This window comes from Acrocarpospora phusangensis (genome assembly GCF_016862995.1).
Taxonomy (GTDB): domain Bacteria; phylum Actinomycetota; class Actinomycetes; order Streptosporangiales; family Streptosporangiaceae; genus Acrocarpospora; species Acrocarpospora phusangensis.
In genome coordinates this window covers 47,085-61,508 of the sequence record NZ_BOOA01000028.1, presented here as the reverse complement: position 1 = coordinate 61,508, position 14,424 = coordinate 47,085, and the positions used below count along the sequence as shown (strand labels likewise).

Sequence of the window (14,424 nt, the reverse complement as noted above, 5' to 3'; positions counted from 1 at the left end):
TCATGAGATCGGCTCTTTCGAGCCATTCCCAGGCGCTGTGTCCTCGGCTGGATCAGCTTGGCCGAAACGGCGCCGGAAGGAGACGCAGTTGCGCGGAAAACGTCTACTCTTCGCTAGTCCCCTGATCGCCGCCCTAGCGTTCGGGACGATCGACATCGCATCAGCCTCGGCCGCTCCGACCTCCGCGAGCACCGGCGAAAATCACTTCACGAAAACCTCGAAGAGGGTACCGCCCACGTGCAAGAAGAACTTCAAGGGCAAAAACAAGAAGACGTGCGCGAGCGGCTTCAACGAAGGATACGCGGCAGGGAAAGCCTCGTGTAAACCCGGCGTGAGCATGATGGCCCCCACGATTGAGGATGCGGCCTACGTCCACGGCTACGACGCCGGGTACGAAGCGGGCAAGGCCAAGTGCTAGCCACCGCGAACTCGGCCCCTATCGGGCCCGTCCGGCCGTAGAGGGTCGCCTGGCACCGCACCCAACCGGATGAGACCGAGCAGCCTGTGACCAGGAAACACCGGGTCACAGGCTGTTTATGTGGTCACGGACAGCGCCCAAGGCAGTCGAACCCGCACGCACAGCCCTTTCAGGGATCGCAGACTGCCAGTCGTCGACAAGCTCTACGCGAAGTGCCTCGCAGCCGCAGAACGGCGCTCTTCGCCGTACACAACCGGATGCGACAGCAAGAAGCCTGTGACCGGAACAATGCCAGGTCACAGGCTGTTTTTGGGTGGTCACGGAGAGTGCCCCCGGCGGGAGTCGAACCCGCAACACAGCCCTTTTAAGGGGCTTGCCTCTGCCATTGGGCTACGGGGGCGCCGCGATCATACGTCACGGAGCGCACATCTGTAACTGGTGAGACTTTACGCCGCAAGTACTCCCTCTAGACAGCATCTCGGGCACGCGAATCGGCTGCCCTGTCGAGAAATATGCCGTCTTGGAGGGGCATGGGAAGGGGTCGGCGTGAGGTGATTTCTCACTAGTCTTCGTGAACTGTGCGTAACCGCCATGAAAGGGATGAAAGCCCCTGGGGCAGGGTGGCCGCTGGGAAGGGGTGGGCATGCGGACGGGGGCTCGCTCGATGGGGGGTGCCGGGCGAGGGAGCGGGGGGCTGAGGGGCGGGGGACAGGTTCACGGGGCGATCTCAGGTCGGCCAGGGCGATGCACGGTCAAAACGTATCGAAAACTGGCGCGCCGCGGAGCAGCCGCCCCCCGGGAAACTCGTTGGTTGTTCCCCAGGTGGCTGGGGACGGCGCTTGGGCGCCTCGCCCCGGCGGAGGCCGGGTGTCGCAGGGTGGGGGGTGTGGGTGATTCGTGGTGACCCATGGCTGTTTCCCCTCGCGTGCGTGCATGCGGAATCCATGCACGACGCCCGAGGAGGGGGATCCGTCGGTCGTGCCCTGAGGGTGCCGGGTCAGCGCTTCTGGCCGGCGGCCGCGGCCTTGAACTCCTGGCGCGGGTTCTCGATGGAACCCAGGGAGATGGTCTCCCGCTTGAAGAACAGCGACAGTGTCCAGTCGGCGACCACGCGGACCTTGCGGTTCGTCGTCGGCACCCTGGACAGATGGTACGTGCGGTGCATGAACCACGCAGGGAAACCGCGAAGCTTTACCCCGTAAACGTTGGCGACGCCCTGGTAGAGACCGAGACCGGCGACCGAGCCCGCGTACCGGTGGCGGTAGTCCCGCAGGGGACGGCCGTGGAGGTGGGCGGTGATGTTGTCGGCCAGGACCTTGGCCTGCCGTACGGCGTGCTGGGCGTTGGGGGCGCAGTATTCGCCGGCCTTGGTGACGTCGGGGACGCCGGCCACGTCGCCCGCGGCGAAGGCGTCCTTGACGCCCGTGATGGTCAGGCGGGTGGTGGTCTTGATGCGGCCGCGCTCGTCCAGCGGCAGGTCGCCGGAGTTGACGATCTGGGACGGCTTGACGCCGGCCGTCCAGACGATGGTGGCGGACTCGAACTCGTCGCCGTCGGAGGTCTTGACCAGGCCACCGACGCAGGACTCCAGGAAGGTGTTCATCTTCAGTTCGATGCCGCGCCGGCGGAGTTCCTCCACCGTCCACTCGCCCATCTCGGGCCCGACCTCGGGCAGGATGCGGCCGCTGGCCTCGATCAGCACCCAGCGCAGGTCCTCACGCTTGATCGTCGGGTAGTACTTGATCGAGTCCTCGGTCATGTCCTCCAGCTCGGCGAGCGCCTCGATGCCGGCGTAACCGCCGCCGACCACCACGAAGGTGAGCGCGCGGCGCCGCACCTCGGGGTCGTCGCTGGACTCGGCGCGGTCGAGCAGGCCCAGGACGCGGTTGCGCAGGGTGATCGACTCGGCGATGGTCTTGAAGCCGATGGCGGCGTCGGCCAGGCCGGGGATCGGGAGCGTACGGGAGACCGAGCCCGCGGCCATCACGAGGATGTCGTACTCGATCTCGCGGGGGCTGCCCACCAGCGGTTCGAAGGTGACCGACTTGTGGCCGTGGTGCACCTTGGAGACCCGGCCGTTGAGGATGCGGGCCTTCGGCAGCACCCGGCGCAGCGGGACGACCACGTGACGCGGGGAGATGTTGCCGGCCGCGGCCTCCGGCAGGAACGGCTGGTAGGTCATGTACGACTGCGGGTTGATGACGGTGATGCGGACCTGGCCGGAACGGAGTTCGCGGCGGAGCGTGCGCTGGAGGCGCAGGGCGGTGTACATGCCGACATATCCGCCGCCGACGATGAGGATGTGCTTCGACTTGAGGTTCACCACAGGTGCCCTTCGCTTGCTTGTGAAAGCATTCACAAGCTTATGTCATCCCGGCGATCCACACCAATCGCCCTCCTCGCAACATAGGCGACATTTCCGGAAGCAGCACGCCAGCCTGCGGTTTCTTGGGCGAAGATCGACTGATTTTTCGTGGCGTGACGGACTTCACACTCGTGAAACGATTCACAAGCGGTCCGGCACGCCCGTCCGGGCCCGCCTGGCCGATCTCCACGCGGGCAGATCGAACAGCCACCCTCCCCCGGCCGCCGGCAGCGCTCGGTGCGACCTCAGGCAGACCCACACCAGAAGGGCGCTCAGCACCACCGGTTCCGCGACGGCGAGCACCACCCGCAGCCTGCCGTCCAGGTCGGCCGAGAGCGGCCCGACCAACGCCAGATGCGACAACGCCAGCAACGGCATGTGCATGATGTAGACCGGCAACGTGGCCCGCCCGAGCCTCGCCAGCGCACCTCCCACGGCACCCCATCGGCTGATCAGCGCGGCTGCCGTCACCCCCAGAGCCGTCGCGACGACGCAGACCGCCGGCCACACCCCGAACAGATCCCGCGCGCCCGTGACCGCCGTCACCGCGAGAACCCCGGCGTACCCGGCACCGACGACACCCAGCCGCGCCCAGGTCGCGCTCGCCGCCATCCGCTCGATCCACGGCCGGAAGTACAGCCCGGCCAGGAAGAAGAACAGATTCTGGTACACACCGCCCCGGTTACCCGGCACCTCCAGCAACCCCGCGGACGCGATCGCCGACAACACGAAGGCCACCCCCAGGACCAGCCCCACCGGCACCCGCCGGACCGCCTTCGCGACGGCGAAGTACAGGGCGAGCGCCTGCAGATACCAGAGATTGCTCGGCGTGACCGTCAGCTGCGCCAGGAGCTCCCCGAGATCATCCGCCCGAGCCGTGTCGAACCCGGGAACCAGCGCCAGCAGAGCCGTGTGGATCAGCAACCACAGTGCGTACAGATAGAAGAATTTCGCGATTTTCGAGCGGGTCAGCACCCGCCAGGGACGCCCCACCGCACCGGCCGCGAACATGCCGGAGATGGTGAAGAACAGCGGCATGCGCAGAGGCACCAGCTGCTCGGTCAGCGTTCCCCAGACCCCGGGAACCGGCGACGGCCAGTCGATCAGCAAATAGTGCTTCACGACCACATGCCAGAGCACGACGAGCAGGATGCACCCGCCTTTGGCGGTGTCGGCCCAGGGAAGCCGGGCTGGACTCACGGCAGCACCTCCAGGGTTCGGCACGCCACGTCGGCGCGCCCCGCCACCCTGCGCCGCGCGGATGTCCGTTCCGCGGTGACCGTGTATCCACGCCCGCTCGGTCCTGTATCAGCCCTGTATCAGCGACCGCCCACCAGAGGAGTCCGGATATCTTCGCCAGTGGACCAAATACACCGTTTGAGGATGAATGTCGGATAACCACGCGTCGGTGCTGCTCGTCGAGGACGACGAGGTGATCCGCAGGGCGCTCGCCATGGCGCTGGAGCGCTACGGCTACACGATCTCCACCGCCGCGGACGGCCTCACCGGCCTGGAGCTCTTCCGATCCCGCCCGCCCGGCCTGCTCCTGCTGGACGTGATGCTGCCCCTCCTCGACGGCATCGGCCTGTGCCGCAGGATCAGGGAGTTCAGCCAGGTGCCGATCCTGATGATGTCCGCCCGGGGGGACGCGCTGGACGTCGTCTCCGGTCTGGAGGCCGGCGCCGACGACTACATCGTCAAACCGGTCGACACCGCCATCCTCGTGGCCAGAATGCGCTCCCTCCTGCGCCGTGCCTCCTTCACGCCGACGCCTCAGCCCAGCGCGCTGATCTTCGGTGACCTGTCCATCGACCCCCAAGCCCTGGAGGTACGCCGAGCGGATGACCTGATCGCGCTGACCCCCACCGAACTGCGGCTGCTCCTGGAGTTCGCCGCCCAGCCGGGCATCGTGCTGGACCGCCAGGCGCTGCTGCGCGACGTCTGGGACTACGGCTGGGACGGCGACAGCCGTGTGGTCGACCTCTGCGTGCAGCGCCTGCGCAAGAAGATCGGACCCGATCGCATCGAGACGGTCCGCGGCTTCGGCTACAAGTTGAAGCGCTGACATGAACTGGCGTTCGCTGCGCTGGCAGATCGCCGTCCTGGTGGCCCTCGCCGCCTGCGCGGTGACCCTGGCCGTCGGGTTGCTGGTCCATCGGAGCACCTACCAGCGTTCGATCAGCGACGGCGAGGGCCGGGCCCTGACCGCTCTGTGGACCGAGGTGGATCGTTACCGCCTCACCGGCGAGACGACGGCGGAACAGGATCCGGGGGTGATCCCGCACCAGCTTCTCGCGCAGGTACGCCTCACGGGACAGGCCAGCACCTACTACGACAAACGCCGCCCGGAGATCCCGTGGATGTGGGCGGCCCAGCCGCTGAACGACGGGGTCTTCGCCGTCCAGGTCGACATGGGTTCCGAGGTGCGCAGCCTGTCGGCGCTGGACCGCAGCATCGTCAAGGCCTCGCTGGCCGTCCTCGCCGTGATCGTGCCGCTGGCCGCGCTGGCCGCCGAACTGCCCAACCGGAGGCTGCGGCGGGTGGCCGGGACGGCGCGGCGCATCGCGGCCGGCGACCTGGACGCCCGCATCCTCCCCCGAGGCCGGCCGGGTGACGAGATCACCGAGATCTCGGTGGCCGTCGACTCGATGGCGGGCGCCCTGCAACAGCGGCTGGTCAGCGAGCAGCGTTTCACCGCCGACGTCGCCCACGAGCTGCGTACGCCGCTGACCGGCCTGGTCACCGCCGCCGAACTACTGCCGGAGGGCGAGGCGTCCGACCTGGTACGGGACCGAGTGCGGGTGCTGCGAACCCTCGTGGAGAACCTCCTGGAGATCTCCCGCCTGGACGCGGGCGCGGAGCGCGCCGAAACCGCCGCGGTGCCGTTGGACCAGGTGGTCGAGGATTCCGTACGCCGGACGGGACTTCAGGCGGATCTCACGGTGACCGGCGCTCCGGTCGTCCGTACCGATCCGCGCCGGCTGGACCGGATCATCGCCAACCTGGTCGTCAACGCCCACCGCCACGGCCGCCCGCCGGTCGAGATCACCGTGACCGGCACCACGATCGCCGTGCGCGACCACGGGCCCGGATTCCCCGAATTCCTGCTCACAAATGGTCCGCAAAGGTTCCGCACCAACGCGGCTGAACGCGGCCACGGGCACGGCCTGGGTCTGACCATCGCCACCGGACAAGCCCGGGTGATCGGCGCGGACCTGACCTTCCGCAACGCCCCCGACGGCGGCGCGATCGCCACCCTGCGCCTGTCATGAGCTCAGTTCGAGCGCCCTGGCGAAGATCGTCTCCAGCATCTCGGCCGTGACCCGGCCGGTGAAGGTGTTCTGCTGGCTCGGGTGGTAGCAGCCGAGCAGGACCGTGTCCCCGAGGGGCACCTCGACGCCGTGCCCGAACGCCGGGCGCGGGCTCGGCACCGGATACCCCGCCGCCCGCAGCGCGGGCCAGATCGCCTGCCACGCGAACCCGCCCAGCGCCACGATCACTTTCGGCCGGGTGAACCCCAGCTCCCGCTCCAGCCAGGGCGCGCAGGTGTCCCGCTCCACGGGCGTGGGCTTGTTGGCGGGCGGCGCGCACCGGACCGTCGCGATCACGCGGGCGCCGATCAGCCGCTGGCCGTCCCCGGCGTGCGTGCTCGTCTCCTGCGCGGCCAGCCCGACCCGGTGCAACGCCCGGAACAGCCAGTCCCCGCTCCGATCCCCCGTGAAGATCCGCCCGGTGCGGTTCCCCCCGTGCGCCGCCGGAGCCAGCCCGACGATCAGCACCCGGGGATCGTCGTCCCCCCACCCCGGGACCGGCCGCCCCCAGTACGTCTCCTCGGCGAACGACCGCCGCTTGACCTCCGCGACCTCCTCCCGCCACTCCACCAGCCGCGGACAGGCCCGGCAGACCGACTCCCGCGCCACCAGCTCCGCCAGGGTACGGCTCCCGCGCGCCAGTTCCACCACCTCCGCCGGATCATGCGCGACCGGCGTATCCGCGGAGGCGGGATCATCGGGCCAACCGGTCCCCGGAGGTACGCAACTCATGACCCCAGCGTGCCAGCCGCGTGATCCGGTCAGCGTGGAGTTGGGTAGGAATGCGGCGTGTCTATCCCCCCGATGTACGGCCCCGCGTTCGACGCCGATCCGTACCCCGCCTATGACTGGCTCCGGCGCAACGCGCCGGTGACCCGGATCCCGCTGCCGGGCTGCGAGGCCTGGCTGGTCACCCGTTACGAGGACGCGGTGACCGCGCTGACGCATCCGTCGCTGGCGAAGGATCCGGAGCGAGGGTCGCCCGAGTGGCGGGCCGCGAGCCTGGGGCTGCCGCTCGACCACCGGCCGTCACTGGCCCGGCACATGATCAACGCCGATCAGCCCGACCATCCCCGGCTGCGGCGGCTGGTCAGCGCCGCGTTCACGCCGCGGCGCATCGCGGGGCTGCGGGAGCGCGCCCAGGAGCTGACCGACGGGCTGCTGGCCGCGATGGCGGGGAAGGACGAGGTCGATCTGATCGCCGACCTGGCGTACCCGCTGCCGATCGCGATCATCTGCGATCTGCTGGGGGTGCCGGAGGCGGACCGGGCCACGTTCCACCGCCACGCCTCGGTGATCGACTCGGCCGCCGCGTCGGAGGTGGAGGAGATCGGCAAGGCCACCGACGCGCTGGAGCTGTTCCTGGCCGACCTGGTCGCGAGCAAGCGCACCCATCCCGGCGACGACCTGCTGACCGAGCTGGTACGGCGCCCGGACATCACCCCCGACGAGCTGACCTCGACCGCGTTCCTGCTGCTGATCGCAGGCCACGAGACCACGGTGGCCCTGATCGGCAACGGCATGCTGGCCCTGCTGCGCCATCCGGAGCAGTTGGCCGCCGTACGGGCCGATCCGGAGTCGCTGCCGGACGTCATCGACGAGATGCTCCGCTACGACGGCCCCGTACGGAACGCGACCTGGCGTTTCCCCACCGAGCCCGTGACGATCGGCGGCCAGGAGATGCTTCCCGGCGAACCGATCCTGGTCGCCCTGCTGGCCGCCAACCGGGACCCGGCGGTCTTCCCCGACCCGGACGCGTTCACGCCGGGCCGGATCGGCGAACCGCATCTGGCGTTCGGACGCGGCCCGCACTACTGCATCGGCGCGGCCCTGGCCAAGATCGAAGGCGAGGCCGCGATCGGAAGCCTGCTCCGCCGTTTCCCCGATCTCACGCTGGCCACCCCGCCGGAGGAGCTCACCTGGTGGCCGAGCGCGATCATGCGGGGCCTGTTCACCCTGCCGGTCCGCCTCAACGAGACGGCGAAGGAGACGGCGAAGGAGACGGCGAAGGAGACGGGGCTGGGGCCGGGGTCGGGGTCACCGTAGGTTCCGGCGTCGCGGGTACGGGCATGTCGAGCCCGGTGGGAACCGCCCTGGGGACGATGGGCGCGCCGGTGGGCACGGCCGTGGGCCCTGGTGCCGGCACCGGGCAGACCGTCGAGGTGGGTGCCGGGAACGGCGGCCCCGCGTACGCGTCCGTGAAGGACGTCAGCGGCAGCGGGTACTCGTTGGCGGGCGCCGGCTCCTGCATGCACTGACGATCTATGAAATATCCGTTCATCTCCGGATTCAGGGTGATCGGTCTGCCGTCCTGGTCGTAGAGGCGCACATTCCGCAGCGGAGTCCCGTCCTTCGCGTACGGATAGATGTTGTAGACCCCGCTGCCCGCCAGGCCGACCTCGACCATCTGCACCCGCGACTCGGCCGGCCCCCGGCCGTTCCACTCGGCCACGGCCACCATGCCCACCAGCACCGCGACCCCGGCCACCACGTTCGCCGCGACCAGCAGTGTGCGCCGCCAGCGGCCCTCGCCACCCCGCCGCCCGACCCACACCGACACCCAGACGGCCGCCAGCGTGAACAGCCACGCGCCGATGCTCTCCGGCACGAACTGCGTGCTCGTCGTCGAGATCGACACCAGCAGCAGCCCGAGCGCGTACCCCCGCAGGACCCACCAGGCCGGGCGTAACTCCGGCATGAACCCCGCCGCCTGCCGGTACGGCACGAACCGCGACGCCCGCGCGTGCGCCCGAGCCGCCGTCCCGGACACCCAGGACCCCACCCGGGCCCGCAGCCCCGGCCGGGCCGTCGCGGCCTCCTGTTCGGGCCTGCCCCCGTAGGCGGCCCGCAGCTCCGCGGCGTACGCCTCCGGCGGCCCCAGCCGCTCCTCCAGCGGGACGTCCGACTCCGCCGCCACCTCGGCCAGGTGGTCGTCCAGGTCCTCGACGAGCTCCTCCAGGTCCGCCGCCGGCAGATCGGCGAGCGCGTCCCGTACGGCCTGCGCGTACTCGTTGGCATCCATCACGCGTGCACCTCCTTGAGCAGGTCGTTCATGGTCGCGGCGAATGCCGTCCAGGTGGTCGCGGAGGCGGCCAGCTGGGCCCGCCCCACGCTGTTGAGCCCGTAGTACTTGCGATGCGGCCCTTCGTCCGAGGCCACCACGTACGAGGTGAGAGAGCCCGCCCGGAAGAGCCGCCGGAGGGTGCCGTAGACGGAGGCGTCGCCCACGTCCTCCAGACCGGCCTCGCGCAATCGCCTGACCACGTCGTAGCCGTAACTGTCGCGCTCGTGGAGCACGGCGAGCACGGCGACGTCGAGCACTCCCTTGAGAAGCTGACTGCTATCCACGCACTGCACGGTACTGTGCAATGCGCACTAGCGGCAAGTCGGCGAGGAATCCCGGTCTGCGCGGTGATTTATCCGATCGACCAGGCGATCCCGTCGAGGATGTCGTGCTCGCTCACGACGACCTCGGCGAAGCCGTAGCGGCGCACCACCCGGTCCAGGATGATCGCCCCGGAGCTGATGACGTCCACGCGGCCCGGGTGCATGACGGGGATCGCGGCGCGCTCGGCGGAGGTCATCTCGGGCAGCATGGCTGCGATCTCGTGGACCCGCGCGGCGGGGATGCGGGAGTGGTGGAGCTTCTCCGAGTCGTACTCGGGCAGGTCGAGGGCGATCCCGGCGACCGTGGCGACCGAACCGGCCAGCCCGATCAGCGTCCTGGCCGTACGGATCGGGACGACCTGCTCCACCCGGTCCAGGGCGGCCTCCACGTCGGCGACGACCCCCGCCACGTCCAGCCCGTCGGGGCCGGTGTGGCGTTCGGTGAGCCGTACGCACCCGATGTCCACCGAGAGCGCCGCGTCCACGGACGTGTCCCCCAGCACGAACTCGGTCGAACCGCCGCCGATGTCCACCACCAGATACGGCGACTCCATGGCGGAGACCGACCGCGTGGCCCCCGAGAAGGACAGTTCGGCCTCCTCGTGCCCGGTGACGACCTCCGACTCCACCCCGAAGATCTCCCGTACGCCCGCGACGAAGTCGTCCCGGTTGGCGGCGTCGCGGGTGGCCGAGGTGGCCACCACCCGGACCGGCATGAGATCCGCGCAGGCCAGCCCGCCCGGCGCGGCCCCGGAGTTGACCAGCCCCACCGGATAGGCGTGGTGCGGCGCCGCGTGCCGCCGGATCAGCTGGCGGTAGCCGCGCATCGCGGCGAAGGTCCGCTCCAGCGCCTCAGGTGCCAGAATCCCGGTGCGGTCCACGCCCTGGCCCAGGCGGACGATCTCCATCCGCCGCTCCAGGTCGGTCTGCACGCCGTCCTCGATGTCCGTGATCAGCAGGCGAACCGAGTTCGTCCCGCAGTCGATGGCGGCCACACGACTCATCTGGTCCTCCGGTCGGAAGGGGGTGTCACTCGGCGCAGCACGGCCCGTCGGCCCACCAGTCGGGCAGCAGGTCCAGCGCCTCGCGCCCGAACGGGTTGCTCCCCGGCACGGCCAGCTCGTGGCCGACCAGCGCGTGCAGGCACTTCACCCGGTCGGGCATGCCCCCGGCCGTCTGCATGTCCCGCGGCAGCGGCTCCAGCCCGTCCTCGGCCGCCGCCTTGTCCCGCCGGGCCACGTAGTCCTCGTGCGCCCGCCGGTACCGGGCGGCCAGCTCGGGATCGTCGGCCAGGCGCGCGGTCATCTCGCGCATCAGCCCCGACGCCTCCAGCGTCCCGATGGCGGAGGCCGCCTTCGGGCACGTCAGGTAGAACAACGTCGGGAACGGCGAGCCGTCCGGCAGCCGGGGCGCGGTCTCCACCACATCCGGCAGCCCGCACGGGCAGCGGTGCGCCACCGAGCGCACGCCCCGGGGCGGGCGGCCCAGCTGCCGCTCCACCGCCGCCAGATCGGCCGGATCAGTCACTTCTCCCCCGTTGCCGTGATCTTCGTGCCTTCGCCCTTGTCGGCCGCCTCGACCGACTCCCAGAGCGTCAGATACCAGGGCGCCTTGCCCTCCGCCTGCTTGCCGGCCTTCGCCTGCGACTTCCCGGCCTCGTTCAGGACGCCGTAGCACTTGGCGCCCGGCTCGCAGAAGTGCAGCTTCTCCTTCGCCTGGCGCTTGATGTAGTCCGGGTCCTCCAGGCGCTTACGCTGCTCTTCCAGTTTCCTCAGGTCGCCGAGTGCTTTGGCCTGCTGCTGCTCCAGCTGGGCGATCTGGCGCCGCTGCGCGATGAACTCGCGCACCGGATAGGCCAGGCTCATCGCGATCGCGCAGACGACGACCGCGAGGATCGCCGCCCGGCCGGTCAGCTGCGGACGCTTAGCCATCAGACCCCCAAAAGCCGGTTCGGTACGGCTTGCGCCGGATCAACAGGCGCAAGCCGTACGCAAAACCTAGCCGCGGTAGCGCGGGAAAGCCGCGCGACCCGCGTAGCGGGCGGCGTCGTCGAGAAGTTCTTCGATCCGCAGCAGCTGGTTGTACTTGGCCACCCGGTCCGAACGGGCGGGCGCGCCGGTCTTGATCTGGCCGCAGTTGACGGCCACCGCGAGGTCGGCGATGGTCACGTCCTCGGTCTCGCCGGAACGGTGGCTCATCATGCAGCGGTAGCCGCTGCGGTGGGCCAGCTCGACCGCGTCCAGCGTCTCGGTGAGGGTGCCGATCTGGTTGACCTTGACCAGGAGGGCGTTGGCGGTGCCCTCCTTGATGCCGCGGGCCAGCCGCTCGGGGTTGGTGACGAACAGGTCGTCGCCGACCAGCTGCACCCGGGAGCCGAGCGAGACGGTCATCTGGTGCCAGCCGTCCCAGTCCGACTCGTCCAGCGGGTCCTCGATCGAGACCAGCGGGTAGTTGCCGACCAGGTCCTCGTAGAAGGCGATCAGCTCGGCCGAGGCGAGGCCCTTGCCGTCGATGGTGTAGACGCCGTCCTTGTGGAACTCGGAGGCGGCCACGTCCAGGGCGAGCGCGATGTCCTCGCCGGGGCGGAAGCCCGCCTTCTCGATGGCGACCAGGATCAGGTCGAGCGCGTCCCGGTTGCTCGGCAGGCTCGGCGCGAAGCCGCCCTCGTCGCCGAGGCCGGTCGCGTAGCCCTTCTCCTTGAGCACGGACTTGAGCGCGTGGTAGGTCTCGGTGCCGATCCGGACGGCCTCGGAGAACGTCTCGGCGCCGATCGGCGCGATCATGAACTCCTGGATGTCCACGTTGGAGTCGGCGTGCGCGCCGCCGTTGAGGATGTTCATCATCGGGACCGGCAGCACGTGCGCGTTGGGGCCGCCGACGTAGCGGAACAGCTGGAGGTCGGCGCTGGCGGCGGCGGCCTTGGCCACGGCCAGCGAGACGCCCAGGATGGCGTTGGCGCCGAGCTTGGACTTGTTGTCCGTGCCGTCCAGGTCGATCATCGTCTGGTCGATGATGCGCTGCTCCTCGGCGTCGATGCCGACGATCACGTCCTGGATCTCGTCGGTGACGGCGAGCACGGCGCGCTCCACGCCCTTGCCGTTGTAGCGGGAGCCGCCGTCGCGCAGCTCGACCGCTTCGAACTTGCCGGTGGAAGCGCCGCTGGGCACCGCGGCCCGGCCGGTGCTGCCGTCTTCCAACAGGACTTCGACCTCGACGGTGGGGTTACCGCGTGAATCGAGGATCTCGCGTGCGTGTACGGCCTCGATGGCAGCCACGAAGCACTCCTTGAAATCGAAGGACAGTTTGCTATGAGAGCCTACCGAGGGCTACTCGCCGGTCCTGGCATTCCGTCCACCTGTCGAGACACCCGATTCGACATGGGCCTTGTACGCGCGCGCCACCTGCCGCAGCTCCGCCTCGGGATCGAGCCCGGCCGCGCGGGCCTCCCGTACGAGGGCGAACAGCCGCAGCCCCAGCTCGGACCCCTCCGGCGTGAAATCGGCCTGGTCGCCGCCGCGCCGGAGCAGCTGCGCGGCCAGGGAGAGCGCGGGCTGGCCCATCGGCACGCCGTCCAGCGGGGAGGAATCGCCCTTCGCGGCCCGCTCCGCCCTCTTGATCGCTTCCCAGTTGGCGTTGACCTCGTCGGCGTCGGCCACCTCCAGGCCCGCGAACACGTGCGGATGCCGCCGGACCAGTTTGTCCACGATCGCGCCGGCCACGTCGTCGATGTCGAAGCCGTCCTCGCGCTCCTGGGCGACGCGGGCGTGGAAGACGACCTGGAACAGCAGGTCCCCCAGCTCCTCCCGGAGCGCCGGGTAGTCGCCCGCCTCGATCGTCTCCAGCACCTCGTAGGCTTCCTCCAGCAGGTACGGCACCAGCGACTCGTGCGTCTGCTTGCCGTCCCACGGGCACTCCCGGCGCAGCCGGTCCATCACGGTGACCATGTCCAGGACGCGCGCGCCCGGCAGATCGTACGAACCCGGGACGAGTTCGATCTCCGGCGGTTCCGGCATCGCCAACGCCGCGTGCCCGACCGCGCGGAGGAAGGCCTCGTCCCCGTCCTGCGCGGCCAGCCACACCACGACGCCGTCGCGACTCTCCGCCGCCACTCCCGCCGGGTCCGTCCGGACTTCGGCGGAGACGCCCTCCAGGTAGGGCAGCACCGGGTGGTCGGCCGACCCGGTCAGCACCCGCTCGTTCCTGAGCACCGCCCAGGCCCGCTCGGTGAGCAGGCCGGGCGCGACACGCGGCGACGTCGTCACAATGATCAGCGGCATACCCTCACCCTACGGGGGCGGGGGCGGCCGGTTAGCTCGGGGGCGGAACCTCGCCCGGCGCCGGCACGGGCACGGCCGGGGCGCCCGTGCCGAAGCGGGTGCTCGCGATCCAGCCCTGGGTCGGGTCGAAGGTGCCGTAGCGGGGGTTGAACTTGACCGGGATCTTCTCGGCCTCGACGGCGAGCTTCTGCTGCCCCGCCGCGGTGGCGGCCTCGTCGCTGCCGCCGCCCAGCTTGGTGATCATCTGCTGGGCGCCGATGGAGGCGCGCAGCCAGTCCCGCACCAGCGACGGGGGCACCCCGCGGCCGAGCAGGGCCTGGTCCACCGCGGCCTTCCCGCCCTGCTGCGCGATGAACGTATCAATGTCGCCCTCGCTGATGATCACCCCGTTGTTCACCGCGACCTGGGTGAACTGGTTGATGTTGGCCAGCTGCAGCAGGACCGCCTGCGGCACGGATCCGGGCAGCTGAACCTGGTCGGCGGGGATCTTGGCGGCGGTCATCGCGGCCTGGAAGTCCCGCACCCCGCTGTCCAGCTGTTCGCTGGTGATGCGCTGGTCGCCGACGGTGGCGGCGGCTCCGACCTGGAGCGGGCCGCACGCGGTCAGGGTCGCGGCGGCGACCACCATGGCCAGCAGAACACGCTGTGCTTTCACGATTGAATCCT

The 14,424-nt window shown here is 70.0% G+C and carries 15 protein-coding genes and 1 tRNA gene; 4 read left to right on the top strand and 12 right to left on the bottom strand.

From position 1 onward, the window contains the following. Positions 1-88 precede the first annotated feature (88 nt). Positions 89-418 carry a hypothetical protein gene (locus tag Aph01nite_RS18340; protein WP_204042123.1) on the top strand — a complete coding sequence of 110 codons (330 nt, stop codon included), beginning with the start codon at positions 89-91 and terminating at the stop codon, positions 416-418. 327 nt (positions 419-745) lie between these two features. On the opposite strand, the gene Aph01nite_RS18335 is transcribed toward Aph01nite_RS18340, so the two are convergent. The 3 genes from Aph01nite_RS18335 to Aph01nite_RS18325 form a co-directional block, all read right to left on the bottom strand. Continuing rightward, positions 746-818: transfer RNA gene (locus tag Aph01nite_RS18335), tRNA-Leu, on the bottom strand. Positions 819-1,415: 597 nt separating this feature from the next. Further along, on the bottom strand, positions 1,416-2,741 hold the full coding sequence (locus tag Aph01nite_RS18330) for an NAD(P)/FAD-dependent oxidoreductase (protein WP_204042122.1): 1,326 nt from the start codon (positions 2,739-2,741) through the stop codon (positions 1,416-1,418). A gap of 183 nt (positions 2,742-2,924) precedes the next feature. Beyond that, a complete protein-coding gene (locus Aph01nite_RS18325) occupies positions 2,925-3,983 on the bottom strand; it encodes an acyltransferase family protein (RefSeq protein WP_204042121.1) in 1,059 nt (352 codons plus the stop codon). A 187-nt stretch (positions 3,984-4,170) separates the two neighbouring features. On the opposite strand from Aph01nite_RS18325, the gene cseB reads away from it, so the two are divergent. Further along, positions 4,171-4,848, top strand: a complete 678-nt coding sequence (gene cseB / locus Aph01nite_RS18320; protein WP_204042120.1) for a two-component system response regulator CseB — start codon at positions 4,171-4,173, stop codon at positions 4,846-4,848. Position 4,849: 1 nt separating this feature from the next. After that, positions 4,850-6,055 carry a sensor histidine kinase gene (locus tag Aph01nite_RS18315; RefSeq protein WP_204042119.1) on the top strand — a complete coding sequence of 402 codons (1,206 nt, stop codon included), beginning with the start codon at positions 4,850-4,852 and terminating at the stop codon, positions 6,053-6,055. Here the strand turns inward: Aph01nite_RS18315 and Aph01nite_RS18310 are convergent. Next, positions 6,050-6,826, bottom strand: coding sequence for a uracil-DNA glycosylase (locus tag Aph01nite_RS18310; protein WP_204042118.1), 777 nt, complete (start codon positions 6,824-6,826; stop codon positions 6,050-6,052). The two genes, Aph01nite_RS18315 and Aph01nite_RS18310, sit on opposite strands and share 6 nt — an antisense overlap. A 57-nt stretch (positions 6,827-6,883) precedes the next feature. On the opposite strand from Aph01nite_RS18310, the gene Aph01nite_RS42180 reads away from it, so the two are divergent. Next, complete coding sequence (locus Aph01nite_RS42180; RefSeq protein ID WP_275419252.1) at positions 6,884-8,140, top strand: cytochrome P450; 1,257 nt, start codon at positions 6,884-6,886, stop codon at positions 8,138-8,140. Here the strand turns inward: Aph01nite_RS42180 and Aph01nite_RS18300 are convergent. From Aph01nite_RS18300 to Aph01nite_RS18265, 8 genes are all read right to left on the bottom strand, one after another. Further along, positions 8,064-9,116 carry an HAAS signaling domain-containing protein gene (locus Aph01nite_RS18300; protein ID WP_373872305.1) on the bottom strand — a complete coding sequence of 351 codons (1,053 nt, stop codon included), beginning with the start codon at positions 9,114-9,116 and terminating at the stop codon, positions 8,064-8,066. The genes Aph01nite_RS42180 and Aph01nite_RS18300 overlap by 77 nt on opposite strands. After that, entirely contained in the window at positions 9,116-9,442 is a 327-nt protein-coding gene (locus tag Aph01nite_RS18295) for a PadR family transcriptional regulator (protein WP_204042116.1), read from the bottom strand. The genes Aph01nite_RS18300 and Aph01nite_RS18295 overlap by 1 nt, the downstream gene beginning before the upstream one ends. Positions 9,443-9,510: 68 nt before the next feature. Continuing rightward, entirely contained in the window at positions 9,511-10,485 is a 975-nt protein-coding gene (locus tag Aph01nite_RS18290) for a Ppx/GppA phosphatase family protein (protein ID WP_204042115.1), read from the bottom strand. A gap of 25 nt (positions 10,486-10,510) precedes the next feature. Then, positions 10,511-11,008: a DUF501 domain-containing protein gene (locus Aph01nite_RS18285; protein ID WP_204042114.1), complete on the bottom strand. Its 498-nt coding sequence runs from the start codon at positions 11,006-11,008 to the stop codon at positions 10,511-10,513. Beyond that, positions 11,005-11,412: an FtsB family cell division protein gene (locus tag Aph01nite_RS18280; protein ID WP_204042113.1), complete on the bottom strand. Its 408-nt coding sequence runs from the start codon at positions 11,410-11,412 to the stop codon at positions 11,005-11,007. Before Aph01nite_RS18280 ends, Aph01nite_RS18285 begins: the two co-directional genes overlap by 4 nt. Before the next feature lie 66 nt (positions 11,413-11,478). Next, on the bottom strand, positions 11,479-12,756 hold the full coding sequence (gene eno, locus Aph01nite_RS18275) for a phosphopyruvate hydratase (RefSeq protein WP_204042112.1): 1,278 nt from the start codon (positions 12,754-12,756) through the stop codon (positions 11,479-11,481). Between the two features lie 51 nt (positions 12,757-12,807). Beyond that, a complete protein-coding gene (locus Aph01nite_RS18270) occupies positions 12,808-13,758 on the bottom strand; it encodes a nucleoside triphosphate pyrophosphohydrolase (protein WP_204042111.1) in 951 nt (316 codons plus the stop codon). A 31-nt stretch (positions 13,759-13,789) separates the two neighbouring features. Then, positions 13,790-14,413 carry a SurA N-terminal domain-containing protein gene (locus Aph01nite_RS18265; protein ID WP_204042110.1) on the bottom strand — a complete coding sequence of 208 codons (624 nt, stop codon included), beginning with the start codon at positions 14,411-14,413 and terminating at the stop codon, positions 13,790-13,792. Positions 14,414-14,424 lie beyond the last annotated feature (11 nt).

Coding starts and splice junctions, on each gene's coding strand:
- cseB (WP_204042120.1), top strand. CDS start 4,171: ATGTCGGATAACCACGCGTCGGTGCTGCTCGTCGAGGACGACGAGGTG.
- Aph01nite_RS18315 (WP_204042119.1), top strand. CDS start 4,850: ATGAACTGGCGTTCGCTGCGCTGGCAGATCGCCGTCCTGGTGGCCCTC.
- Aph01nite_RS18310 (WP_204042118.1), bottom strand. CDS start 6,826: ATGAGTTGCGTACCTCCGGGGACCGGTTGGCCCGATGATCCCGCCTCC.
- Aph01nite_RS18300 (WP_373872305.1), bottom strand. CDS start 9,116: ATGGATGCCAACGAGTACGCGCAGGCCGTACGGGACGCGCTCGCCGAT.
- Aph01nite_RS18290 (WP_204042115.1), bottom strand. CDS start 10,485: ATGAGTCGTGTGGCCGCCATCGACTGCGGGACGAACTCGGTTCGCCTG.
- Aph01nite_RS18280 (WP_204042113.1), bottom strand. CDS start 11,412: ATGGCTAAGCGTCCGCAGCTGACCGGCCGGGCGGCGATCCTCGCGGTC.
- Aph01nite_RS18270 (WP_204042111.1), bottom strand. CDS start 13,758: ATGCCGCTGATCATTGTGACGACGTCGCCGCGTGTCGCGCCCGGCCTG.